This is a genomic window from Actinomadura chokoriensis, from assembly GCF_039529475.1.
GTDB classification, from domain to species: Bacteria; Actinomycetota; Actinomycetes; order Streptosporangiales; family Streptosporangiaceae; genus Spirillospora; species Spirillospora bangladeshensis.
Genome location: NZ_BAAAMW010000001.1, coordinates 836,428 through 860,547, shown reverse-complemented (window position 1 = coordinate 860,547; position 24,120 = coordinate 836,428). Strand labels below are relative to the sequence as shown.

16 protein-coding genes are annotated in these 24,120 nt (G+C 70.6%); 9 read left to right on the top strand and 7 right to left on the bottom strand.

The features are described 5' to 3' along the window. Positions 1-158: 158 nt before the first annotated feature. Positions 159-1,103, top strand: coding sequence for a glycosyltransferase family 2 protein (locus ABFX46_RS04045; protein ID WP_428831211.1), 945 nt, complete (start codon positions 159-161; stop codon positions 1,101-1,103). Positions 1,104-1,120: 17 nt separating this feature from the next. Then, positions 1,121-2,203 carry a glycosyltransferase family 4 protein gene (locus ABFX46_RS04040; RefSeq protein ID WP_346039955.1) on the top strand — a complete coding sequence of 361 codons (1,083 nt, stop codon included), beginning with the start codon at positions 1,121-1,123 and terminating at the stop codon, positions 2,201-2,203. On the opposite strand, the gene trxA is transcribed toward ABFX46_RS04040, so the two are convergent. Continuing rightward, complete coding sequence (gene trxA, locus ABFX46_RS04035; RefSeq protein WP_346039954.1) at positions 2,204-2,527, bottom strand: thioredoxin; 324 nt, start codon at positions 2,525-2,527, stop codon at positions 2,204-2,206. After that, complete coding sequence (locus tag ABFX46_RS04030) at positions 2,524-3,492, bottom strand: lysylphosphatidylglycerol synthase domain-containing protein (RefSeq protein WP_346039997.1); 969 nt, start codon at positions 3,490-3,492, stop codon at positions 2,524-2,526. The genes trxA and ABFX46_RS04030 overlap by 4 nt, the downstream gene beginning before the upstream one ends. Before the next feature lie 66 nt (positions 3,493-3,558). Here ABFX46_RS04030 and ABFX46_RS04025 point away from each other — a divergent pair, with 66 nt between their 5' ends. From ABFX46_RS04025 to manB, 3 genes are all read left to right on the top strand, one after another. Beyond that, a complete protein-coding gene (locus tag ABFX46_RS04025; protein WP_346039953.1) occupies positions 3,559-4,263 on the top strand; it encodes a class I SAM-dependent methyltransferase in 705 nt (234 codons plus the stop codon). Between the two features lie 121 nt (positions 4,264-4,384). Then, the gene (locus tag ABFX46_RS04020) at positions 4,385-5,533 is read left to right on the top strand and encodes a glycosyltransferase family 4 protein (protein ID WP_346039952.1); all 1,149 of its coding nucleotides are present in this window, start codon (positions 4,385-4,387) and stop codon (positions 5,531-5,533) included. A gap of 38 nt (positions 5,534-5,571) precedes the next feature. After that, positions 5,572-6,639, top strand: coding sequence for a mannose-1-phosphate guanylyltransferase (manB, locus tag ABFX46_RS04015; RefSeq protein WP_346039951.1), 1,068 nt, complete (start codon positions 5,572-5,574; stop codon positions 6,637-6,639). 15 nt (positions 6,640-6,654) lie between these two features. Here manB and ABFX46_RS04010 read toward each other — a convergent pair whose 3' ends face one another. Continuing rightward, complete coding sequence (locus tag ABFX46_RS04010; RefSeq protein ID WP_346039950.1) at positions 6,655-7,260, bottom strand: hypothetical protein; 606 nt, start codon at positions 7,258-7,260, stop codon at positions 6,655-6,657. Positions 7,261-7,515: 255 nt separating this feature from the next. Here ABFX46_RS04010 and ABFX46_RS04005 point away from each other — a divergent pair, with 255 nt between their 5' ends. Next, complete coding sequence (locus tag ABFX46_RS04005) at positions 7,516-18,486, top strand: LamG-like jellyroll fold domain-containing protein (RefSeq protein WP_346039949.1); 10,971 nt, start codon at positions 7,516-7,518, stop codon at positions 18,484-18,486. A gap of 6 nt (positions 18,487-18,492) precedes the next feature. Continuing rightward, a complete protein-coding gene (locus tag ABFX46_RS04000; RefSeq protein WP_346039948.1) occupies positions 18,493-18,738 on the top strand; it encodes a hypothetical protein in 246 nt (81 codons plus the stop codon). Between the two features lie 35 nt (positions 18,739-18,773). On the opposite strand, the gene ABFX46_RS03995 is transcribed toward ABFX46_RS04000, so the two are convergent. After that, positions 18,774-19,850 carry a sensor histidine kinase gene (locus ABFX46_RS03995; protein ID WP_346039947.1) on the bottom strand — a complete coding sequence of 359 codons (1,077 nt, stop codon included), beginning with the start codon at positions 19,848-19,850 and terminating at the stop codon, positions 18,774-18,776. A 55-nt stretch (positions 19,851-19,905) separates the two neighbouring features. Next, entirely contained in the window at positions 19,906-20,601 is a 696-nt protein-coding gene (locus ABFX46_RS03990) for a response regulator transcription factor (RefSeq protein WP_346039946.1), read from the bottom strand. A gap of 86 nt (positions 20,602-20,687) precedes the next feature. Here ABFX46_RS03990 and ABFX46_RS03985 point away from each other — a divergent pair, with 86 nt between their 5' ends. Together ABFX46_RS03985 and ABFX46_RS03980 are read left to right on the top strand one after the other, a co-directional pair. Continuing rightward, entirely contained in the window at positions 20,688-21,359 is a 672-nt protein-coding gene (locus tag ABFX46_RS03985) for a M15 family metallopeptidase (RefSeq protein WP_346039945.1), read from the top strand. After that, a complete protein-coding gene (locus tag ABFX46_RS03980; protein WP_346039944.1) occupies positions 21,356-22,510 on the top strand; it encodes an endonuclease/exonuclease/phosphatase family protein in 1,155 nt (384 codons plus the stop codon). The genes ABFX46_RS03985 and ABFX46_RS03980 overlap by 4 nt, the downstream gene beginning before the upstream one ends. Positions 22,511-22,513: 3 nt before the next feature. Here ABFX46_RS03980 and ABFX46_RS03975 read toward each other — a convergent pair whose 3' ends face one another. Both ABFX46_RS03975 and ABFX46_RS03970 read right to left on the bottom strand, forming a co-directional pair. After that, positions 22,514-23,341: a phosphotransferase family protein gene (locus ABFX46_RS03975; RefSeq protein ID WP_346039943.1), complete on the bottom strand. Its 828-nt coding sequence runs from the start codon at positions 23,339-23,341 to the stop codon at positions 22,514-22,516. Between the two features lie 80 nt (positions 23,342-23,421). Further along, complete coding sequence (locus ABFX46_RS03970; RefSeq protein ID WP_346039996.1) at positions 23,422-24,120, bottom strand: ATP-binding protein; 699 nt, start codon at positions 24,118-24,120, stop codon at positions 23,422-23,424.

The window sequence follows — 24,120 nt, the reverse complement described above, 5'->3', positions numbered from 1 at the left end:
CGCATGGCCGACGAGGCTGCTGAGGCCGGCGCGGGCGAGTATCCTCGCGCTGCGTGAGCACCCAGTCTGCCGAGCCGACGTCCGAGACCGCGCCCGCCGAGCCGGCCGCGCCCGCCGAGGGCGCCGAGCCGGTCGAGCGCGCCGAACCCGCCGAGCCCGTGGAGGCGCCGCCCGCGCCCGCGGCGGCGCCCGCCCCCGCGGCGCCGGACGACGGGCCCGTCCACGTCACGATCGTCCTGCCCTGCTACAACGAGCAGGACCACGTGATCGACGAGGTCGAGCGCATCTGCAAGGCGATGGACAACAGCGGCAAGACCTACGAGCTGCTGGCCGTCGACGACTGCTCCACCGACGCCACGCTCGCCCGGCTGCGCGAGGCGGAGCCGCGCTTCCCGCACATGCGGGTCATGGCGTTCCAGAACAACAGCGGCTCGGGCACCGTCCGGCGTATCGGCTCCCAGCAGGCCCGGGGCGACATCGTCGTGTGGACGGACGCCGACATGTCCTACCCGAACGAGCGGATCCCCGACCTCGTCGACGTCCTGGACACCGACCCGTCCGTCGACCAGGTCGTCGGTGCGCGTACCACCGAGGAGGGGACGCACAAGATGCTGCGGGTCCCCGCCAAGTGGTTCATCCGCAAGGTCGCCGAGCGGCTCACCAACACCAGGATCCCGGACCTCAACTCGGGGCTGCGCGCGTTCCGCCGCGAGGTGTCGCTGCCGTACCTGCGGCTGCTGCCGCCCGGGTTCTCCTGCGTCACCACGATCACGATCGCGTTCCTGTCGAACCAGCACCCGGTCCGGTACATGCCGATCGACTACGCCAAGCGGGCCGGCAAGTCGAAGTTCCACTTCACCAAGGACGCCTACCGCTACATCCTGCAGGTCCTGCGGATGGTCATGTACTTCAACCCGCTCAAGGTGCTGATGCCGCCCGCGCTGTGGCTGATCGTGATCGGGCTGCTCAAGGGCGTGTTCGACATGGTGGTGCACTTCGGCTACTTCGCCAACAACACCATCATGATCTTCGTGACCGGATTGATCATCGCGTCGCTGGCGCTGCTGGCGGACCTGATCGTCCGATCGCGCGGCGACGTCTAGCGGTGGCGGCCCGGGGCATGCGCATCGCGATCGTCGGTCCGGCGTTCCCGTACAAGGGCGGCGGCGCCCGGCACACGACCGAGCTGGCGCACCGGCTGGCCGCCGCCGGGCACGAGGTCGCCATCGAGTCGTGGCGCGCCCAGTACCCGGGGTTCCTGTATCCGGGGCAGCAGACGATCGCCGAGCCGGAGGGCGAGCCGTTCCCCGCCACCCGGCACCGGCTCGACTGGCGGCGCCCCGACGGCTGGTACCGCACCGGCCGCGCGCTGCGCTCCCGCGATCTGGTCGTACTGGTGGTGCTGAGCACCGTCCAGGTGCCGTCCTACCTGGGGATCCTGGCCGGTATCGGCGGCCGGACGCGGGTGGTGGCGCTGTGCCACAACGTCCTGCCGCATGAGCGCAAGCCCTACGACGAGCCGCTGATGAAGCGGCTGCTGCGGAAGGTGGACGGGGTTCTCGTCCACACCGACGCGCAGGCCGATGTGGCGCGCGGCCTTACGTCCCGCCCTGTGCGGGTCGCGGAGATGGCCGCGCACCTGCCTTCGTCGGGGGCCGTCTCATCCGGTGACGACAAGGTGCGGCGACGGCTGCTGTTCTTCGGGATCGTCCGCCCGTACAAGGGCCTGGACGTCCTGCTGCGCGCCCTCGCCGAAGGCCCGGACGACGTGGCGCTGACCGTCGCGGGCGAGTTCTGGGGCGGACTGGACGAGACCCGCGAGCTGATCCGCTCCCTCGATCTGACGTCTCGGGTGGAGCTGCGTCCGGGATACGTGCCGGCCGCCGACGTCCCCGGCCTGTTCGCCGCCGCCGACGCGCTCGTCCTGCCGTACCGGACGGCGACCGCGTCGCAGAACGTCTGGATGGCCTACGAGCACGGCCTGCCGGTGATCGCCACCGACGTGGGCGGCTTCGCGGACCAGATCCGCGACGGCGTCGACGGGCTCGTCTGCCCGCCGGACGACGCCGCGTCCCTGGCGTCCGCGCTGCGCCGCTTCTACGAGCCGGGGGAGCCGGAGCGCCTCCGCTCCGGCGTCCGCCCGGTCGACCACGGCCCGCTGTGGGCCGCCTACCTCGACGCGCTCACGAGTGCGGTCCGATGATCACAGGTGCGGTTCGATGTCCTTGAGCAGGGCGCGCTTCGGCTTGGCGCCGACGATCTGCTCGACGGGCTGGCCGTCCTTGATGAGCAGCAGGGTCGGCAGCCCCATCACGCCGTACTTGTTCGGCGTCTGCGGGTTCGCGTCGTAGTCCATCTTCGCGATCTTGATCTTGCCGTCCTGCTCCTCGGCGATCTGCTCCAGGATCGGGGCGATCATGCGGCACGGCCCGCACCAGTCGGCCCAGAAGTCGACCAGCACCGGGATATCGCTGTTGAGGACCTCGTCCGCGAATGTCGCGTCGGTCACGGTGATCGGGGCCGTCACGGTCCCTCCTTCGTAGGCTGCGTACCCGTCACAAGCTCCTTGGAGGGGGGTTCATTCCCGGCCTGCGGAGCGGTACGCCCGAGCAGGAACGCGACCCCCGCGTTGATCAGGTCGGCGAGCGTCAGCAGCACCCGGGACGCGATCGCGACGACGACCGGCGCGCCCGCCGGCAGCACCGGCGTCAGTACCACCGTCAGCGCGGCCTCCCGCGCCCCGATGCCGCCCGGCGCGATGAACACCAGGAACCCGGCGACGAACGCCAGCGCGTAGGCGCCGGTCGCGACGAACGGCAGACCCGTTCCGTCCCCGCCGACGGCCATGCACAGCAGCCAGGTGTGCACGCCGAACAGGACCCAGCCGAGGACGGTCCAGCCGATGGCGCGCAGCGTGACGCCGAGGCTCACCGGGTGCTCCAGCGGCGGCCGACGGATCAGCTTCAGCATCGTCCCGAGCGCCCAGGTCACGATCTTCGGGTGCAGCAGCACCAGCAGCACGGGCGCGAGGAGGAACAGCCACCAGTACTCGTCCCGCGCGGCCTTCGACGTGAGCGGCAGCGTCACCGCCGCGACCGCGAGCCCGCACGCCGTGGACGTCGCCACCGCCAGCAGCGTCGACCCGAAGCTGCGCTCCGGCGGCACCTTGTGCTCGCGGGTCATCTCGATCTGCGTGACCAGCGCCCACACCTTGCCGGGCACGTACTTGCCGAGCTGCGAGATCCCGGAGATGCGGAAGATGGCCCGCACGGGGAGCGGCGACCCGAGCCCGGCGAGGAACTCGCGCCAGCCGAGCATCCAGATGAAGAGGCCCGCCAGCCCCGCGACCAGCGCCCCGGCGAGCGCCGCCCAGGACATCTGCTCGAACGCCCGCACCGTCGCGTCCCACTGGGAGGCGACGCTGTAGGCGCAGAACGCGAGCGCGAGGAGCACCAGGAACACCCGCAGCGCCCGCACGGCGACGACCTTCATCTTCACCCGCCCAGCGTAGGCGAACGCGACCTCCCACCCGGCCGGGCGGCCTAGAGTTGGGGGACGATGAAGATTTCGGATGTGGTCGCCTTCATGGGGCACCAGGTGCACGTGTGCCGGTACCGCGAGGCGGGGACGCTGCTCGACTGGATGGGACGCGACCTGCGCGGCAGGCGCGTCCTCGACGTGGCCGGCGGCGACGGCTACTGGGCGGGTCAGGCGCGCAAGCGCGGCGCGGACGCCGTCTCGATCGACCTCGCCCGCGGCAAGATGGTCTACGGGCGGACGCTGGCGAACGCCCCCGCGCTGATCGAGTGCGACGCGCTGAAGCTCCCCTTCGCGGACGGGTCGTTCGACGCGATCCTGTCCGTCTGCGCGATCGAGCACTTCGACGACGGCGGCAGGTCGCTGGACGAGATGGCGCGAGTGCTGAAGCCCGGCGGTGAGATCTACATGTCCGCCGACGTGCTGAGCCGCGCCGACACGTGGCCGAAGCTCCGCGACGCGCACAAGGCCAAGTACCACGTCCAGCACACCTACACCCACGACAGCCTGCGCAAGCTGATGGACGAGCGCGGCCTCGACCTGGTGAAGCACAGCTACCAGTTCCGTACGGCCGCCACCGAGCGCCTCTACCTGTCGCTTTCCACCTACGGCGGCAAGGTCGGCTTCAACGCCGCCGCCCCGCTCACCCCTCTCGTCGCCCTCGCCGACCGCAAGGCTCCGAACGAGCGCGGCAGCATCGTGCTCGTTCGGGCGCGTAAGAGGTAGTGATCGGGTAGGAGCCCATCGTGAATCGCGTGGAATGAGGTCACGCGAGCGTGCGCCCGACGGGCGTAGGCTCGGAGGTAAAGGGTGATCTACGCGACCGCGCTGGATGGGGGAATGGACCGTGGCGCCTCGAATTCTCCTCGACGCCACCGCCGTGCCCGCCGATCGCGGCGGGCTCGGCCGGTACGTGGACGGGCTGCTGGGCGCCCTGCACGCGCAGGGCGCCGATCTCGCCGTCGCCTGCCAGCGGGCGGACGAGAAACGCTACGAGACCCTCGTCCCCGGGGCGCGGGTCGTCGCCGGCCCGGCGACGCTGGCGCACCGCGCGACCCGGCTGGCCTGGGAGCAGTCGGGCCTGCCGCACCTCGCCGAACGCGTCGGCGCGGACGTCATCCACCTGCCGACGTACACGATGCCGGTGAGCGCCGCGCTGCCGACCGTGGTGACGATCCACGACGTGACGCTGTTCACCGAGCCCGAACTGCACGACCCGGTCCGGACGTCCTACATCAAGTCGGCGACCCGCAGCGCGGCGCGCCGCGCGACCCGGCTGATCGTCCCGTCCCGCGCCACCCGCGACGAGCTGGTCGGCGTGCTCGGCGCCGACCCGGCGCACATCGACGTCGCCTACCACGGCGTCGACCACAAGGTGTTCCACCGGCCCTCCGAGGCCGAGGTCGAGCAGGTCTCCGACCGGCTCGGCCTGCACGGCCGCCCCTACATCGCCTACCTGGGGGCGCTGGAGCCGCGCAAGAACGTCCCGAACCTGATCCGCGGCTGGGTCGAGGCGTGCGCCGGCCGTCCCGACGCGCCGGCCCTCGTCCTCGCGGGCGGCGGCGGCTGGGACGACGAGGTCGACGCGGCCCTCGCGACCGTCCCGCTCGACCTGCGCGTGCTGCGTCCCGGGTACCTGCCGTGGCCGTCGCTGCCCGGCTTCTTCGGCGGCGCCCTGGTGTTCGCGATCCCGAGCCGGGGCGAGGGGTTCGGCCTGCCCGTCCTGGAGGCCATGGCGTGCGGCGCGCCCGTCCTCACGACCCGCCGCGGCCCGCTTCCCGAGGTCGGCGGCGACGCGGTCGCCTACACCGAGCCCGACGCACCCGGCATCGCCGGCGCCCTGACCGCCCTCATCGACGACCCGTCCCGCCGCGCCGGCCTGGCCGAAGCCGCCCACGCCCGCTCCCAGGAGTTCTCCTGGTCGGCGTCCGCCGAGGCGCACATGGCCTCCTACCGGCGCGCAGTCGAACAATACGCCGCATCCCGCACCCACTAGGCTCTCTCTCCAACCGCGCGCGTGGAGAAAGGAAGCCAGTGGAAGCGATCCTCCTGGTGGGGGGCCAGGGCACCCGCCTGCGTCCTCTGACGATCTCCACCCCGAAACCCCTGCTGCCCACCGCGGGCGTGGCGTTCCTGGCGCACCAGCTCGCGCGCGCCCACGCGTCCGGCGTCGAGCGGATCGTGTTCGCCACGTCCTACCGCGCCGAGATGTTCGAGGCGGCCTTCGGCTCCCACGCCTACGGCGTCGACCTCGCCTACGTCAGCGAGAGGGAGCCGCTCGGCACGGGCGGCGCCATCCGCAACGCGGCCCGCGCGCTGACCTGCGGCCCGGACGACCCGGTCCTGATCCTGAACGGCGACATCCTGTCGGGCCACGACGTCCCCGCCCAGGTCAAGCTGCACGAGGAGGCCGCCGCCGCGGTCACCCTGCACCTCACCGAGGTGGACGACCCGTCCCGCTTCGGCTGCGTCCCCACCTCGCCGGACGGCCGCGTCACCGCCTTCCTGGAGAAGACCCCGCACCCGGTCACGAACCAGATCAACGCGGGCTGCTACGTCTTCCGCCGCTCCGCCATCGACACGATCCCCGAAGAGGAGGTCGTGTCGGTCGAGCGCGAGACGTTCCCGTCCCTGATCTCGTCGGGCGCCCTGGTCATGGGCCACGTCGAGTCGGCCTACTGGCTGGACGTCGGAACCCCCGAGGCCTTCGTGCAGGGCTCCCGGGACCTCGTCCTCGGCGCCCTGACCTCTCCCGCCATGCCCGGTGACCCGGGCGAGCGCCTGGCCCTCGCGGGTTCCCGGGTCGCGGCGGGCGCGGTGGTGCGCGGCGGCACCACGGTCGGCCGCAACGCCGTGGTCGAGGCGGGGGCCACCGTCGTCGGCAGCGTCCTCCTGGAGGACGCCTTCGTCGCCGAAGGCGCCACGGTCTGCGACTCGGTGCTGAGCCGAGGCGCGCGGGTGGGCCCCGGCGCCGTGTTGGACGGCGTGGTCCTGGGCGACGGCGCCGTGGTGGGCCCCGGCAACGAACTGCGCCCCGGCCTGCGCGTCTGGCCGGGCATCGAACTCCCCCCGACCGCGATCCGCTTCTCCACCGACGCCTGACCCCGCCCTCCCGCATCAGCCGACCGCCTCGGACACGACGCGCTCGACGGCGTCGGCCACGGGCGTCCCCGACACCTGCACCGCACGGACGTTCTCGGCCGCACCCGCCGTCCCGAGCACGACGAAGTGCGCCTCGGCGAAACCGCGGGCGTTGGCGGTGACGGTGTCGGTGGCCAGTTTCCCGGCCGCGATGATGACGCCGCACTGCCGCTGCACGAGGCTCGCGAGGTAGGGGCGCGCGTTCGCGACCGTCGCCGGGCCCGGCACGGCGAGGTACTGGATCTTGGCGTGGGTCTTCAGCGACGCCCGCCGCATCCCCTCCCAGACGGGCGCGGCGTCCTTGCCGGCGATGCCGTGGGAGTCGGTCAGCAGGCACGCCTTGAACGCCAGGTACTGCCGGGCGCGCGGCTCGTCCGACGGCTCCGGCAGCGCGAGCCAGACCCCTGCGGCCACCACCGCGGCGAGGGCTGCGGCGATGGAGACCCGCCACGTCCGCGAGAGGCGTTTCCACCGGTCGAGCCCGGCCCCGGCCCACCGGACCACCGCCTCGACCACCGGCGGGCGGGCCGCGCCGGAACCGCGTCGCCGCTGGTCAGGGGGACGTGTGCGGGATGCCGGCATGGGGGTGCCTCGTCTCTTCCGGAGCGTCGGCCGGCCTCGGCGCGAGCCGCGCGACCGTTTCCGGATGATCGTTCTCCCCCTGCCGACGATCACGAAAACGCGAGTTACCGGATCCGGACAGCGGCCCGGCCGGAGTCTTGCACAGTGCAATCCACCGGGTTACTTTCCGGCTTGTTTGGAAGCTATGGGAGAAAAGTTCACATTGAGCTGGTTTGTCGCTTTGTGGCGACGGCTCCAGGAGAGGCCGGGTGGGCGGTGCCGAACGCGCAGGTTCTGGGCATCGTGATCGTGGTCGTCGCGCTCGGCCTCGTCGCCGCGGCGGGCGCCTACGCGGGCGGCGCGCTGTACCGCCTCGTGCTGTGGTTCCGGCGCCCGCGCGCCCCCCGGCGGCCGCGCTACGGGCCGGGCGCGGTGCGCGCCATCCGCCGGAGCGCGGCGGCCAGGCGGACCGCGATCCTCCTGTGCGTCGCCCTGGCGCTGATGGCCACCGAGCAGCCCGCCATCGCGGCCGAGGGCATGCCGGAGGTGTCGTTCGCGGGCGTCACCGGCATGTTCGGGTGGCTGACCGGCGACCCCGCCCCGCACTTCGGGCGGCTGCCGCGGCAGAAGTCCGGCACCGCGGCCGGACGCTCCCACGCGGCGACGGCCGCCGCGACCCGGGACGGCCGGGGCGCGGGGCGCGAGCCCGGCCGCGCGAAGGGCGAGCTGCCCGCCTACAAGGCCGGCGGACGGAAGGTCCCGCAGGGGCGCAGCGGCCGCGGCAAGGTCGGTTTCGCGCCGAGCACCAGCCGCCGGGACGCCGCGAAGTCCACCGCGACGACCGACTACTACCGCAACGCCGACGGCTCGCACACCCGCAAGTTCGCGCAGAGCCCGATCAACTACCGGGACGGGAACGGCGACTGGCAGCCGATCGACACCACCGTCCGGCAGGGCGGCGACCGGCGCTGGCACGAGCGGGCCAACGCGCTCGGGGTGAGCTTCGCGCCCACGGCATCCGATGCCAAGCTGGCCCAGGTTGAGGGCGACGGCGGCCGGCGGCTGGCCTACGCGCTGCAGGGCGCGGCGCCGGTCGCCCCGACCGTGTCGGGCTCCGTGGTCACCTATCCGCGGGTGCTCCCGTCCACCGACCTGTCGGTGTGGCCGACCGCGACCGGCATGAAGGAGTCGATCGTCCTGCACTCGGCGGACGCGTCGAACGTCTGGGTGTTCCCGCTGAAGCTCACGGGCCTCAAGGCGCGGAAGGCCGCCGACGGGTCGATCGAGCTGGTGGACGGCTCCGGCAAGGCCGCCGGCCGGATCCCCGCCGGATACGCCTACGACTCCAAGATCGGCAAGCGGTCGGGGGAGGGGGCGAGCACGCATGCCGTGGCCTACGACCTCACCGAGGCCGACGGGAAGCCCGCGCTGACGGTCACGCTCGACGAGAAGTGGCTGCACGCCCCCGAGCGCGTGTTCCCCGTGACCGTCGACCCGTCCTACAACAACCTGCTGACCTGGTCGACCACCTACGCCGAATCGGAGATCGAGCCCGGCGACCACTCGACCGAGGAGACCATCAAGGTCGGCTCGTGGGACGCCGGCCCGCACAGCGCCAATTCGTTCCTGAAGTTCCCGCGCGCCGGGATCGACGGCTCCAAGGTCCCCGTCTCCGCGGCGCAGCTCACCCTCTTCAACACCTGGGCGTCCACCTGCACGGCCGAGCGGTTCGACGTCGCCGCCGTCACCGAGGACTGGACGCCGTCCGCGGTCGTCGCCTACCCGGGGCCGTCGCACGGCGGCTCGATCGGGTACGCCACCCCGAACGTCCCGCACGCCTGCGCGAACACCGGCGCCGACCGGACCGTGGGCGACTGGGTCACGGTCAACCTGTCGACCAGCACGTTCAACAACTGGGCCAACGGCGGCAACGACTACGGACTCGCCCTGTACGCGGCCACGTCCGACAGCCTGCACTGGAAGCAGTTCAACACCGCCTTCGCGCCGACCGGCACCCCGACCCTGTTCCTCACCTACACCGGCGCGCTGCTTCCGCAGGTGTACGGCCAGATCCCGCCGAGCGGGCAGCAGGCCGACACCCTGACGCCGCAGCTGACGGCCTGGGGCGCCCGCGACCCCAACCTGGCGGCCGCGGTGAAGTTCCAGTTCCGCGTCATGGACGCCGACGGCACGACGGTCGCGGACTCCGGGCTGGTCACCCCTCCGGCCCCGTCGTCGACGGCCACCTGGCAGGTGCCCGCGGGCAAACTCCAATGGGGCCACACCTACTACTGGGGCGCGGTCGCCTACGACGGAAAGAACTATTCGCCGGCGCCCACCCTGAACCAGCTGGTCGTGAGCGTGCCGCAGCCGACGGTCACGTCGAACCTGGCGCAGAACTCCGAGCACGACTTCGACCCCGCGATCGGGAACTACACCTCCACGGCGACGGACCCGGACGTGGCGACGGTCGGGCCGAGCCTCTCGGTGGTCCGCGACTACAACTCCCGCGACCCGCGCGCCTCGGGCGCGTTCGGGACGGGCTGGTCGAGCATCTTCGACGCGAAGGCGACCGAGTGGTACACGCCGTCCGGGGCCGTCCGCAGCGTCGCGGTCACCTACCCGAACGGCGCCACGGTCGGTTTCGGGAAGAACTCCGACGGATCGTTCAGCCCGCCGTCCGGGCGGTTCGCGGCGTTCACCGCGATCAGCGGCGGCGGCTACCGGCTGACCGACAAGAACGACACCGTCTACACCTTCGGGCAGTCGCTCGGCTCCGGCGCCTACGGCATCACCTCCGTGGCCGACGCCTCGGGCCGGACGGTCTCCTTCACCTGGGGCTCCGGGCACATCACCGCGATGACGTCGGCGGCGTCCGGCCGGTCACTGCACCTCACCTGGTCGACGCCGGCGGACGCGACGGCGCCGCACGTCGCGACGGTCGCCACCGACCCGTCCGACCCCGCCGACACCGCGACCGCGCAGACCTGGACCTACTCCTACACCGCCGACCGGCTCACCTCGGTGTGCTCTCCGGAGGACACCGCCCCGGACTGCACCCGGTACGGCTACCAGACCGCGTCGCCCCACCACGAGCGGGTGCTGGACGAGGGCGCGGCCTCGTTCTGGCCGCTCACCGAATCGTCGGGGACGACCGCGGCCAGCGCCGTCCTGCCGAACGAGGGCGTCGACAACGGCACCTACGCGGACGTGACGCTCGGGCAGCCGGGCCCGTTCGCGGGCGGCACCGCGACCGCGGCCGGGTTCAACGGCACCTCGTCCAAGGTGAGCCTGCCCGACCTGCACATGGGCGTCTCCACCACCGAATCGGTGTCGATGTGGTTCAAGACGTCGCAGGGACCGGGGGTGCTGCTGTCCTACTCCGACAAGGAGATCAAGGCCAGCAACACCCAGGGCAACTTCACGCCCGCCCTCTACGTCGGGACGGACGGCAAGCTCAAGGCCACGCTCTGGTGGGACGGGGAGACCCCGAACCCCATCAGCACCCCGGGTTCCGTGGCCGACGGAGCCTGGCACCACGTCGTGCTGTCGGGCTCGTCCACCGGCCAGACCCTGTGGCTGGACGGCGCCAAGGTCGGCACCGGGCCGGGCGCGTCGTCCTACGACTTCAACTACGAGCCGTCCTCGCTGCGTCACCACTACCTGGGCACCGGCTACCTCGGCTGGAAGTGGCCCGACCAGCCGCACTACAGCACGACGTCCCAGACCGTCTACGGCACCTACTTCAACGGCTCGATCGCCGGCGTGGCGCTGTTCGGCAAGCCGCTCGTCCAGGCCGACGTCACCGCCCTCCACGACAGCGGCACCCGGCCGACGAGCCTGCTCACCTCGGTCGCCAAGCCGTCCGGCGACAACTACGCCACGGTGTCGTACGACCCGCTGACCTCGACCGTCACGCATGTCACCGACGAGAACGGCGGCTCGTGGACCCTGCCCGCGCCCACCGTCACCGGCACCTCGCAGGTGTACCGGGCCGCGGTGCTCGGCTCCCGCCCCGCGACCTACTACCGGTTCGGCGAGGCGGCGGGCGCGGCCCAGGCCGCGGGGGAGACCAACTCCGCGACCGCGGAGTACTCGAACGTGACGCTGGGCGCGGACGGACCGTTCGACGACGCCACGGCGGCCGCGTTCAACGGCACGTCCTCGCTCGTGCGGCTGCCGGTCGACGACCGGGTGCAGACCTCGCCCGGCTCGATCGAGATGTGGTTCAAGGTCCCGGCCGGCAACACGGCGGGCGGTGTGCTGTTCGGCGAGGAGTCCGAACCGGTCGGCCCCGTCTCGGGCAACTTCGTCCCCGCCCTCTACGTCGGCACCGACGGCAAGATGCACGGCAAGTTCTGGGACACCGACGGGACCGGCAAGGTCCTCATCTCCGGGCACAAGGTCAACGACGGCGCCTGGCACCATGTCGCCCTCGCGGCCGGGACGAACAAGCAGACCCTGTACCTGGACGGGGTCGCGCAGGGCTCGCTGAGCGCCGCGCTGGTCACGACCTCGGTCAACTACGTCTACGTCGGCGCCGGCATCTCCGGCGGAGCGTGGCCGTCCCACCCCGCCGTCACCACCGGGTACTTCACCGGGTCGATCGCCGAGTTCGCGTTCTACCACGCGCAGCTGTCCGGTGAGGACGTCGTCCGGCACTTCACCTCGGGCCGCAACTCGCGCGGCCTGGCGCCCACGACGACCGTCAGCCTCACCGACCCCGGCGGCAAGACGCTCGTGCGCCAGTACGACCCCGGCAACGGCAACCGCCCGATCTCCGAGACCGACGGGCTCGGCCACCGGACGACCTTCGGCTACGACTCCGGCGGCTACCTGCACACCGTCACCGACCCCAACGGGAACGTGAAGACCGCCGGGCACGACGTGCGCGGCAACACCGTCTCCGAGACCACCTGCCAGGACCAGGCCGCGCAGAAGTGCTCCACGACGTACACGACGTACCTGCCCGACGACACGAGCACGCAGCTGACCCCCGACCCCAAGAACGACCTGGTCGCCACGGTGCGGGACGGACGGTCGTCGGGGCCGTCCGACGACAGGTACAAGACGTCCTACGCCTACGACGACGCCGGTAACCGCACCGCGGTGACGACACCGCCGGTCGCCGGGTTCCCGAACGGCCGCACGACCAAGATCTCCTACACCGACGGCACCACCGTCGCCGCCGCCGACACCGGGTTCGCGCCCGCCGGGCTGCCGTACAGGACGGTGTCCCCGGGCGGGGCCGTCAACACCATCGCCTACTTCCACACCGGTGACGTCGCCTCGGTCACCGACGCCGCGGGGAAGGTCACCCGGTACACCTATGACGGTCTCGGCCGGGTGCTGACCAGCACCGAGGTGTCGGACGCCTATCCGGCCGGCCTGACGACGTCCTACGTCTACAACGCGATGGGCCAGGTCGTCACCGAGACCGACCCGCCCGTCACCAACCGGGTGACCGGCGCCGTCCACACGGCCCGGACGACGAGGGTCTACAACGCCAACGGCGACGTCACCTCCGAGACCGTCGCCGACACCACCGGCGGCGACGCCTCACGCACGACCCTCACCGGCTACAACGCGCACGGCCAGATCAGCTCCCGTACCGATCCCCTCGGCAGGGTCACCGAGTACACCTACGACGCCTACGGCAACAAGGCGACGGAGAAGAGCCCGGGCGGTATCACGGTCGCCCACACCTTCAACCCCTCCGGGCAGGAGCTGACCCAGACCCTCAAGAACTACACCGGCGACCCGAACGATCCGCAGGACGCGAAGGACCTGGTGGAGTCCTCCCGCTCCTACGACCCGGCCGGACGGCTCGCCACGCTGACCGACTCGATGGGCAACACCACGTCCTACACCTACACCGACAACGACCTGGTCGCGACGGTCACGCGCACCGACGCGGACGGCAACTCGCCCTTCGTCGAGCGGTCCACCACCTACGACGCGGCGGGCAACCCGGTCCAGCAGGTGACGAACAACGGGGCGACGGTCACCACCGCGACCCTGGACGCCGCCGACCGTCCCACCAGGACCGTCGTCGACCCGGACAAGGAACGCCGCACCACCACGATCTCCTACACCCCGGACGACCAGGTCGCGCAGCGCGTCCAGACCGACCTCGACGGCTGGTGGTACTCGACGTCCTTCACCTACGACCCGATGGGACGGATGACCAGCAGCGTCCTCGGCGGCGACCACCCCGACCATCCGGTCGCCTGGTGGAAGCTCGACCAGACGTCGGGCGAGTCCGTGCCCGACTCCTCCGGCGTCGGCAACGACGCCCACGTCGGAACCGGGGTCACCTGGGCGGACCAGGGCGCGGTGTTCCCGGGGACCGCCGGCCAGGAGATCGCCACCAACGGCCCCGTCCTGGACACCTCGCAGAGCTTCTCGGTGTCGGCCTGGGTGAAGATGGCGGCCACCCCGTCCACCGGGTACCAGACGGTGGCGAGCCAGGACGGCAACCGCGCCAGCGGCTTCTTCCTCCAGTACTCGGGCTACGCCGGCAAATGGGCCTTCAGCCGGTCGGCGTCCGACACCGACGGCGCGTCGGGCATCCGCGCCTTCTCCACGTCGACGCCGGCCGCCGGCACCTGGACGCACCTCGTGGCCGTCTCGAACTCCGAGGACGGCTCGATGACCCTCTACGTCGACGGCGCGGCGGAGGGCACCGCCGTCGACTCGACACCGTTCAACACCTCGGGCCCGATGGTCCTCGGTCGCGGCAAGTACAACGGCGCCGCGACGGACCTGCTCAACGGGTCGGTCGCCAACGTGCAGGTCTACGACCGCGTCCTCACCGCCGACGAGGTGTCCTCGCTGTACGGCAAGGGACGCGGCGGAGGGACCGTCCACTCGTGGCACACCGCGACCACCACCTGGGAACTCGACCAGCGCGGGCTGCCCACGACGATGACCGACCCGAAGGTGCGCAACACCCACTACACCTACGACGAGGCGGGCCGCCTCGCGATCACCAGCCTGCCGACCATCAGCACCGAGACCGGCGGCGGCGCCCCGGTGGTCGCGCATCCGATCGTGACGACCGGCTACGACACCTTCGGGGAGAAGACCGAGCTCCAGGACCCCGGCGGCAACGTCAGCACCATCGCCTATGACGCCGCCAGGCAGCAGGTCAGCACCACCCTGCCCGACTACACGCCGCCGGGCGGGACGAGCCCGATCACCGCGGTCGCCACCCGGGCCTACGACCTCGACGGCAACGTCACCGACGTCACCGACCCGCTCGGCAAGACCACGCACTTCGCCTACACCCAGCTCGGGGACGTCGCCACGGTCACCGACGCGTCCGGCGGCGTCACCAAGACGGTGTACGACACCAACGGCGACGTGCTGTCGACCACGACGCCGACCGGGGCGCAGACCCAGCAGACCTACGACCACCTGGGACGCACCCTCACCAGCACGGTGCTGGACCGCCTCCCCTCGCCGACCGCAGCCACGACGACGTACTCCTACACCGCCTCCAATGACAACCGGGGCGGGACGTGGCTGGCCGCCGAGACCTCGCCCGAGGGAGCCACGACCACCTACGGCTACGACCACATGGGAGAACTGGTCAAGGCCACCGACCCGGCCGGAGCCGTCACCCAGTACCGCCGCAACCTGCTCGGCCAGGTGACCAAGGAGATCCGGGACGACGGCACCGCGACCCGCTACACGCTGAACCAGTTCGGCGAGCCCACCACGACGACGGAACTCGACACCGACGGGAGCACGCTGTCGGTCGCCTCCGCCGCCTACGACTCGATGGGGCAGCTGAGTTCCGCCACGGACGCACGCGGCCACACCACCACGTTCACTCGCGACGCCGTCGGCAACATCACCTCCGAGGTGCAGCCGGTCGACGCGACGCACTCGATCACCACGTCGTTCGGGTATGACGCGGCCGGCAACCGCACCCGCTTCACCGACGGGCGCGGCACCTCCTGGATCTACGGCTACAACAGCTGGAACAAGCCCGAATCGGTTCTCGAACCGGCCACCGCCACCTACACGTCGGCCGGGGACCGCACGTCCACCGTCGCCTACGACGCGGCCGGACGTCCCGTCACCAACACGCTGCCCGGCGGCGTGACCGTCACCACCGGCTACGACGACCTCGGCCGGGTGACCCACCAGTCGGGGACCGGGGCCGACGCCCCCACGCCCGACCGGACGTTCACCTACGACCATGACGGGCGCATGCTGACGGCCGCGACCTCGGCCGCCGGGTCCGCGCCCGCCACCAGCGAGACGTTCACCTACAACGACCGCGGCCTGCTGCTCACCGCGTCCGGCTCCGCAGGCGCCAGCTCGTTCGCGTACAACAACGACGGCCTGCCCACGTCCCGCACCGACGCGGCCGGGACCACGAGCTACACGTACGACATCGCCGACCGGCTGGCCACGCTCGCGGACCCGGTGACGGGCACCACCCTCACCTACGGCTACGACGACCTCTCCCAGCTCACCTCGATCGCGTACGGCTCGGGCGGCGACACCCGCGCCTACACCTACGACCACCGGCACCGCCTCACCGGCGACACGCTGAAGACGTCCGCCGGCGCCACCATCGCGTCGATCGCCTACGGCTACGACGAGAACGGCAACGAGACGTCCAAGACCACGACCGGTTTCGGCGGCACCGTCCAGAACACCTACGCCTACGACTGGGCGAACCGCCTTACGAGCTGGGACAACGGCACGGCCGCCACGCCGTACGAGTACGACGACTCCGGCAACCGCACCCGCGTCGGCGGAGACGTCTACACCTACGACGCCCGCGACCAGCTCACCTCCGACGGCACGAACACCTACACCTACACCGCGCGCGGCACGCTCTCCGCGCAGACCACGCCCGCCCAATCCCTCACCGCCACCAGCGACGCCTACGGGCAGCAGGTCACCGTGGCCGCCCCCGCGGGCACCCAGACCTACGTCACCGACGCCCTCGGACGCGTCGTCACCGCCAACTCGACGGCGGGCCCCAACCGCACCTTCGCCTACTCGGGGACCGCGAACACCCTCGCCTCCGACGGCACGAACACCTACACCTGGACGCCGGACGACTCGCTCGTCGGCATCGGCACCCCCGCCGGCGGCAGCGGCGTCCTGGCCTACCTCGACCAGCATGACGACGTCGTCGGCAACTTCACCGCCACCGGCGCCGCCCTCACCGGCTCCGCCGCCTACGACCCGCTCGGCAACGTCACCAACAGCACCACCATGTCCGGGCGGCTCGGCTACCAGTCCGGGTGGACCGACGACACCACCGGCAAGGTCAACATGGCCGCACGCTGGTACAACCCGGCCGTCGGCCAGTTCCAGAACAAGGACACCGTCGCCCTCAACCCGATCCCCGACCCGGCACAGGCGAACCCGTTCGCCTACGTCGGCGACAATCCCCTCCTCGGCACCGACCCCACCGGCCACTGCTGGAGCGGCTTCGGTCTCGTCTGCAAGGCCGCGAGCGCGATCAACCGCCACGTCATCCAGCCGGTATGGAACGTCATCAAGGCCGGCGCCCACAAGGTGCACCAGGCGGCCTCGTGGACGATCCGCCACACCGTGCACGCCATCACCGAGTCCTTCAAGTCCCTCGGACGCCAGCTCCAGGTCCTGGCCCAGGAGATCCAGGACCTGAAACATGAACTGAAGGTGCAGTACGCACGCGCGAAAGCCAAGGCCAAACGCGTCGCCGAAAGGGCTCGAAAAGCCGCGGCACAGGCCAAGAAACGCGCCCTGGACGCCTACAACAAGGCCTACAACCTCGGGAAGTACTCCGTCAGCAAGCTCCAGAAGGCCGTGAATACCAGCGCCACGTTCGTCAAGCACCATGGCGCGGCCATCGCGTCCATCGCCCTGGCGACCGTGACCTTCATCGGCTGCGAAGCGGTCGTCGGCGTCCCCACCGCGGGCGTGGGCGCGGTCGCGGGCGCCGCCGGCTGCGGAATGCTCGCCGGCATGGTCGGCGGCGCCATCGACCAGGGCGCCAAGTGCATGAAGGGCCAGGAGGGCGCCTGCTCCGCCGGCTCCTTCGGCAAGTCGATCCTGATCGGCGGCGTCGGCGGCGCCATCGGCGGAGCACTGGGCGGCAGCCTCGGCGGCAAACTGGCCCAGTCCGCCCTGGGCAGGATCTTGCCCCGCGTGGCCACGGACGCCCTGGAAGGCGCCACCATCGGCGGCCTGTCCGGCGGCGCCACCGGCGCTCTCGACTACGGCCTGACCTGCCGCGAACGCTCGGGCGGCTGCACCTGGTCCGGCGCCGCCGGCGCCGCCGGCACGGGCGCCGCCTTCGGCGCCGTAGGCGGAGCCGCGTTCGGCGCCGCGGGCGGCCGCCTGTCCCGCAGTTGCCGAACTGGGCCCCACAGCTTCACCGGGTCCACCCCGGTCTTGATGGCCGACGGCTCCTCCAAGCCGATCAGCAAGATCAAGGCCGGCGACAAGGTCGTGGCCTCCGTCCCCGACGGCCACACCGAGAAGCACAAGGTCGAGCGCGTCATCGTCACCCGCACCGACCACGACTTCGTCGACCTGGCCATCGCGACGAGCCACCCGGGCCGTGGCCCCCCGGCCACCCTGACGACCACCGCGACCCACCCCTTCTACGACATCACGCAGTCGGCCTTCGTAGACGCGGCCCACATCAAGCCGGGCGACAAGCTCCAACAGCCCGACGGCACCACCGCCACCGTCAAGAAGACCCACCGCTACACCGCGACCCAGGTCACCTACGACCTGACCATCAACGGCCTCCACACCTACTATGTGCTGGCGGGATCCACTCCGGTCCTGGTGCACAACATCAACATCGGCTGCGGAAAGGCGACCCGCGCCGCCACATGGGTGGACGAAGGGGGATTCCAGAATTCGACACCGCCCGCACCCAGCACGCAAGGCGGCTGGTTCAGGTATCAAAGCGCCGCCGCGGGCTCGAGGTCGAATGCGGCAACGGGCAGAGTCCAGGTTCCTGAGTACAGTGCGCCGGGCGAGGATGGCTCCGTTATCACGGCCAAATTTGATTCCGCGTTCGGTGACGAGGCCATCGATCGGAAGCTTGGATTGACGAGATTCGGCAAGGATGAAGCGGAGCGGCAGGCGGCCGTCGCCAAGCATCATGGGTTCCAGGCAGTGTACGAGCTGCCTTCTCAGAAGAAGGTGGACCAGGCCAACGCGCTTCTTGCAGAGTGGGGAGTGACGGGAATCCTGGTCCGAGTGGGGGATTGGTGAGCCGTGGTGGAAGAATATCTCTTGAAGGCACTCCTCTCTGTCGTGGCGATGCTTGAGGATGCAGCGAAGTTCGGGATGGATTCTCATGCCGCGGTGAGTGCCTTGGAGAACGTGGGATTCGAGCTCGATCAGATGAGCGAAGCTGAACGTCGAGAATTCGCTGAGATTCTCGAGCGTGTTGCGGCTTCGGCCGACCCTGCGCAGAGAGAGTGGGTGCGCAGTGTTCCGCGAAACCTCGGAATCGACTCGTGAAAGCGTTGGGGCAGTGAATGTCGCCGGCGCGCCGATCAGGACCTCATGACCTGAGCGGGCCGCAGCCCGGTGTGCGGGGATGCTGTGGGGAGTTCTGCGGTGATGTGGAGGCCGCCGGTTGGGCGGGGGGTGAGGGTCAGGGTGCCGTCGTGGGCGTGGGTGATTGTTTTGACGATCGCCAGGCCCAAGCCGACGCCCGCTTGGTCGGTGTGCATGCGTTCGGTGCCGCGCTGGAATGGTTCCGTGAGCGTCGCGGCGAGGTGAGGGGTGACCTTCTCGCCCGTGTTCTCGACGGTCAGGACGACGGACGTGGGACGGACGCTCGTCTTTACCCACACGGTGCCTTGACCGGGCAGGTTGTGGACGATCGCGTTGTGCACGAGGTTCGTGGTCAGTTGCAGGAGGAGCGCGTGTGAGCCGATGACGGGGGCGATGTCGCCGGAGGATTCGATGGTGACGTCGTGCTTTTCCGCCAGGGGCAGGAGCGTCTCCGTGGCTTCCTCCGCGAGCAGCGACAGGTCGACGTTCTCGCGGGTGAACGACCGCTGGCTGGCGCGGCTGAGGAGGAGCAGTGCCTCGGTGAGGTCGATCGCCCGGGTGTTGACGGTGTGGAGGCGTTCGATGATCTCGTCGGTGTCGCGTGCCGGATCGGTGCGGGCCACGTCCAGAAGCGTTTTCGAAATGGCCAGCGGTGTGCGCAGCTCGTGCGAGGCGTTGGCCGCGAACCTCTGCTGTTCGGCTGCGAATCTCTGCTGTGCGGCGACGTGCGCCTCGAGTCGCGCGAGCATCATGTCGAAGGCGTCGGCGAGTTCGCGGAACTCGTCCCTGCGTCCCGGCAGCATGATCCGTTGGGAGAGCGCTCCGGTCGAGGCCATGCGTGTGGCGTCCGTGATACGGGACAGGGGGGCGAGCATGCGGTCGGCGAGGATCCAGCCGCCCAGGAGACCGAAGACCAGCAGGAACGCCAGCACGCTGACCACGACCGGAACGAACGAACGCAGGATGAGGCGGCGGTTGATGAAGAGCTGACCGTTGGAGTAGATCGCGCCGTTGGGCAGGCCCCACAGGAAGTAGAACCCCACGGCCGTGAGTATCAGGGCACCCGCGAGCATGAGGAACCCGGCGTAGCTGAGGGTGAGCTTGAGGCGGACGCTCGTACCCGGCGCCCTATTCACGCTCGGCTCCTCCACGTCCGGTGCCGGGCGGTGTGTCGATGCGGTAGCCGACGCCCGGCACGGTGGCGATGATCCAGGGTTCGCCGAGACGCTTGCGCAGTGCCGAGACGGTGATGCGGACGGCGTTGGTGAACGGGTCGGCGTTCTCGTCCCATGCCCGTTCCAGGAGTTCCTCCGCGCTGACGACTCCGCCTTCGGCCGCGACGAGGACTTCGAGGACGGCGAACTGCTTCCTGGTCAGCGCGACGTAGCGGCCGTCCCGGTAGACCTCCCTGCGGAACGGGTCCAGCCGCAGGCCCGCGATCTCCCGCACGGGGGGCCTGCTGTGGGCGCGCCTGCGGTCGAGGGCCCTGAGCCTGAGCGCGAGTTCCTGCAACTCGAAGGGCTTCGTCAGGTAGTCGTCGGCGCCGAGCTCGAAGCCGGACGCCTTGTCGTCCAGACGGTCGGCCGCCGTGAGCATGATGATCGGCATGCCGCTGCCGGAGGCGACGATGCGTTCGGCGATCTCGTCACCGGACGGTCCGGGGATGTCGCGGTCGAGAATCGCGATGTCGTAGGCGTTCACGCTCAGCAGTTCCAGCGCGGTGTCGCCGTCCCCCGCGATGTCGGCGGCGATCGCTTCCAGGCGGAGTCCGTCGCGGATGGCCTCCGCCATATAGGGCTCGTCCTCGACTATCAGCACACGCATCCTCTCAAGCTACGAGCCGCGGCATATCGTCGGCGTATCGAAAACCGCATACGCGCCGGCAACACCCCGCTCCCTTGACTGGCGGTATGACCCGAACCCCGCCGTCGGCACGGACGACCACCCGCCGGATCCGCCTGCTCCTCGTCGTAGGCCTGATCGGCGTCATCGCGGCGATCATCGCGGCCCTCGTCCATCAGCCGCGGAACAGTTCCTCGCCGTCACCACCTGTTGGGTCCGCCTCGCCTGCGCCACCCTCGTCCTTCCTTGCCGCGCCGCCCTCGAAGGCTCCGCGCAAGGAGCGCATCGGCAAGGCGGACGGTGTCGTCCCCGATGGGGTGACGGTCTTCGACGACCGGTTCCCGGCTGTCACCAACCTCGATCCGGAACTGCTCGGAGCGTTGCGCCAGGCTGCGACGGACGCCGCGGACGATGGCGTCACGTTCTACGTCAACAGTGGTTGGCGTTCCACGGAGTACCAGAACCGGCTTCTCCGCGACGCGGTCTCCAAGTACGGGTCTGAGGAGGAGGCCGCCCGATGGGTGGCCACCGCGGCCACGTCCTCTCACGTATCAGGGGATGCGGTCGACATCGGGCACCCCGATGCGGCGTCGTGGCTGTCCGGGCATGGTGCCGTGTACGGGTTGTGTCAGATCTACAAGAACGAGCCTTGGCACTACGAACTGCGCCCCAAAGCGATCGATCGTGGTTGCCCGCACATGTACGCCGACCCCACTCAAGACCCGAGGATGCATCAGTGACCGGTAGCGAACGAACTCAGACGACGATGGCGCCCTCGGACGCGGTGGACGCGTCGGACGCGGTGGACGCCTCGGACGCGGTGGAGACCGGGCGAGCCGGCGCTGGGGGCTGGCGTGGGGGCTGGCGTGGGGGCGTCCGCCGGGTGATTCGGGTCGCCGCGCGGCCGGGGCCCTGGAAGCGTGGCCGGGTCCTTGCGGCGCTGGCGCTGCTGCTCGGCTCGTTCATGCTGCTGCACGCGAACATCCCGAACCGGATCGGCAACCTCGGCAGCCTCGTGGAGACGTTCCTGCCGTGGTTCGGCCTGCTCGTCCCGGCTCTGCTGGCCGGGGCGCTGTGGCGCCGCTCCGCCTCTGCCGTCGCCGCGCTGCTGGTGCCGGTCGTGGTGTGGCTGCACCTTTTCGGTGGGCTGCTCGGCTTCGGTGGGCTGCTCGGCGACAAGTCCGGCTCGGGCGGCGATCTCACCGTGGCCAGTCACAACGTACGTGCCGACAACCCCGACCCGTCCGGCACCGCGCGCGCCCTGGCCGCGTCCGGCGCGGACGTGCTGGCACTGGAAGAGCTGACCCAGCAGGCCCAGGGCACATATGAAAAGGAGTTGGCGGAGGCTTACCCGCACCACGCGGTGCTGGGCACGGTCGGGCTGTGGAGCAGGCTTCCGCTGTCGGACGTCCGGCCGGTCGACATCCAGACGGACTACGGCCCGCTGGCGGCCACCAAGCCGGCGGACGTCAAGGCGAGCTACGCCCGCGCGCTGCGTGCCACGGTGACCACCGACCACGGGCCGCTGGCGGTGTACGTGGCCCATCTGGGGTCTGCACGTGTGAATCCCAGGGCGGGCTTTTGGACGGTCCACCGTGACAGGAATGCGCAGGCGCTGGGCAAGGCCATCGCTGCCGAGCATGAAAAGCGGGTGGTACTGCTCGGCGACCTGAACGGGACCATGGACGACCGCGCGTTCGCCGGCCTCACCTCGCAGATGCGCTCGACCCAGGAGACGGCCGGCGGCGGCTTCGGCTTCACCTGGCCGGCGACGTTCCCGGTGGCGCGCATCGATCAGATCTTGGTCAAAGGCGTCGAGCCGGTGAATTCGTGGACGCTGCCCGCCACCGGCAGCGACCACCTGCCTGTGGCGGCCGCGATCGACTTCTGACGGTCACGGATCTCGCTGGTCGAGCAACGTCAGCAGCCGGGTCGCCTGGCCCGCCAGGACTTCCGCGCGAATCCGCGGATCGCCCCTGTCGCTGTCCATGGTCCTCAGCAGCCAGAACGCGGCGAGAAGGCGCCGGCAGTTCTTGAGCTTATCGACTTCCGCTGAGTCCAGGTCGAAGCGTTCCAGGACGTACTCCATGCCGGGCCCGCTCGCCGTCTGCACCGAGATGTGCTCGGCCAGTTCGGCCAGCTCGTAGGGACGATCGCTACGGCCGGAGTACTCGAAGTCCACGAGGCGGACTTCGGTGCCGTCCCAGAGGAAGTTGGCCAGGTTTCCGTCGCCGGTGCCGAACACCGGCCGTATCGGACGTCCGAGCATGGCGTCCAGCGCGGGCTGCCTGAGCCAGGCGTCCGCCCCGCGGAGCGCGTCGGTCACGGTCGGGTCGTTGGCGGGACGTTGAGCTGCCGCGCACCACGTCCGAACCTGGTGCAGGAGTTCGAGCGGATGCCCCGCACGGGGAGGCAAATCCGCCAACGTGTGCACGGGGATCGCCTCCTGGACGCGCGCGACCGCGCTGGCCACGGCCGCGGCCAACTCCGCAACAGGCCCACACTTCAGGTGAGTGCCGTTCAGGCGGGACATCACCACGGTCGGCGGCTTCGCATCCAGGTCGGCGCTGATCGGTGCGGGTGCGATGCCTGGAGCGTGTTCATGGAGCAGGGTCAGTGCCCGCCACTCGCGTTGAGGTTCGTCGTTGCTGCGCGAGCGGTACCGCTTGATCACGACGCCGGGCCGCATTTCGACGACGTGTGTGCTCGACGTCGCGTCCACCAACAGCTCCCAACCCTGTGCTCCGCCCGCTTCTCAAAGATCCCATGGACGTTCCCGTAACGGCCCGAGTTCCGGTGACCTCAGCGCGGGGTGGGGGAGCAGGCGGGGGTGGTTTCGAGGTGGTGGATGAGGAGTTCGGTGGTTTCTTGGAGGTCGATGAGGGGGCGGCGGAGGTAGCGGTGGGGGGTGGACCACCAGCAGAAGGTGCGGCGGTGGACCCAGACGTTGAGGGTGGGGAGGAGGAGGACGGAGAGGCCGTCTTCGGTGGTGGTGCGTGTGCCTTGGAAGCCGCGGTGGTTGAGGTTGAGGAGCAGGTGGTGTGCGGCGGTTTCGGGGTGGATGCGGTAGTGCAGTCCGGGCCAGTCGTGGGGGAGCGGGAGGGCGAACCAGACCGTCTTGCCGGGGACGGACGCGGGGTCGATGCGGGAGCGGGTGGGGTTGGTGCCCCAGGCGGCGGTCACTTGGCGGACGAGTTCGAGGCCCTTGCCGTGTTCGTCCAGCAGCCCGGCCCCGGAGGTGTGCGGCGTGGACGTGCGGGCGCCGTCGAAGACCGAGACGATGAGTTGAGGGGAGGGGACGGTCCGGGCCCAGATCCACAGTTCGGGTGGGGTGGGCGGCTGGTCGCTTCGCGGGCATCTGGCGTGTCGTAGTGCGTTGGTGGCGGTCTCGGACACGGCGAGTTCGCCGTCCTCGATCACGTCTGGGTCGAGCCGCAGTTCGGTCATGGTGTTCCGGACGAGCCGCCGTGCCGTCGCGGGTCCGCTGTCGTCCCCGGGCAG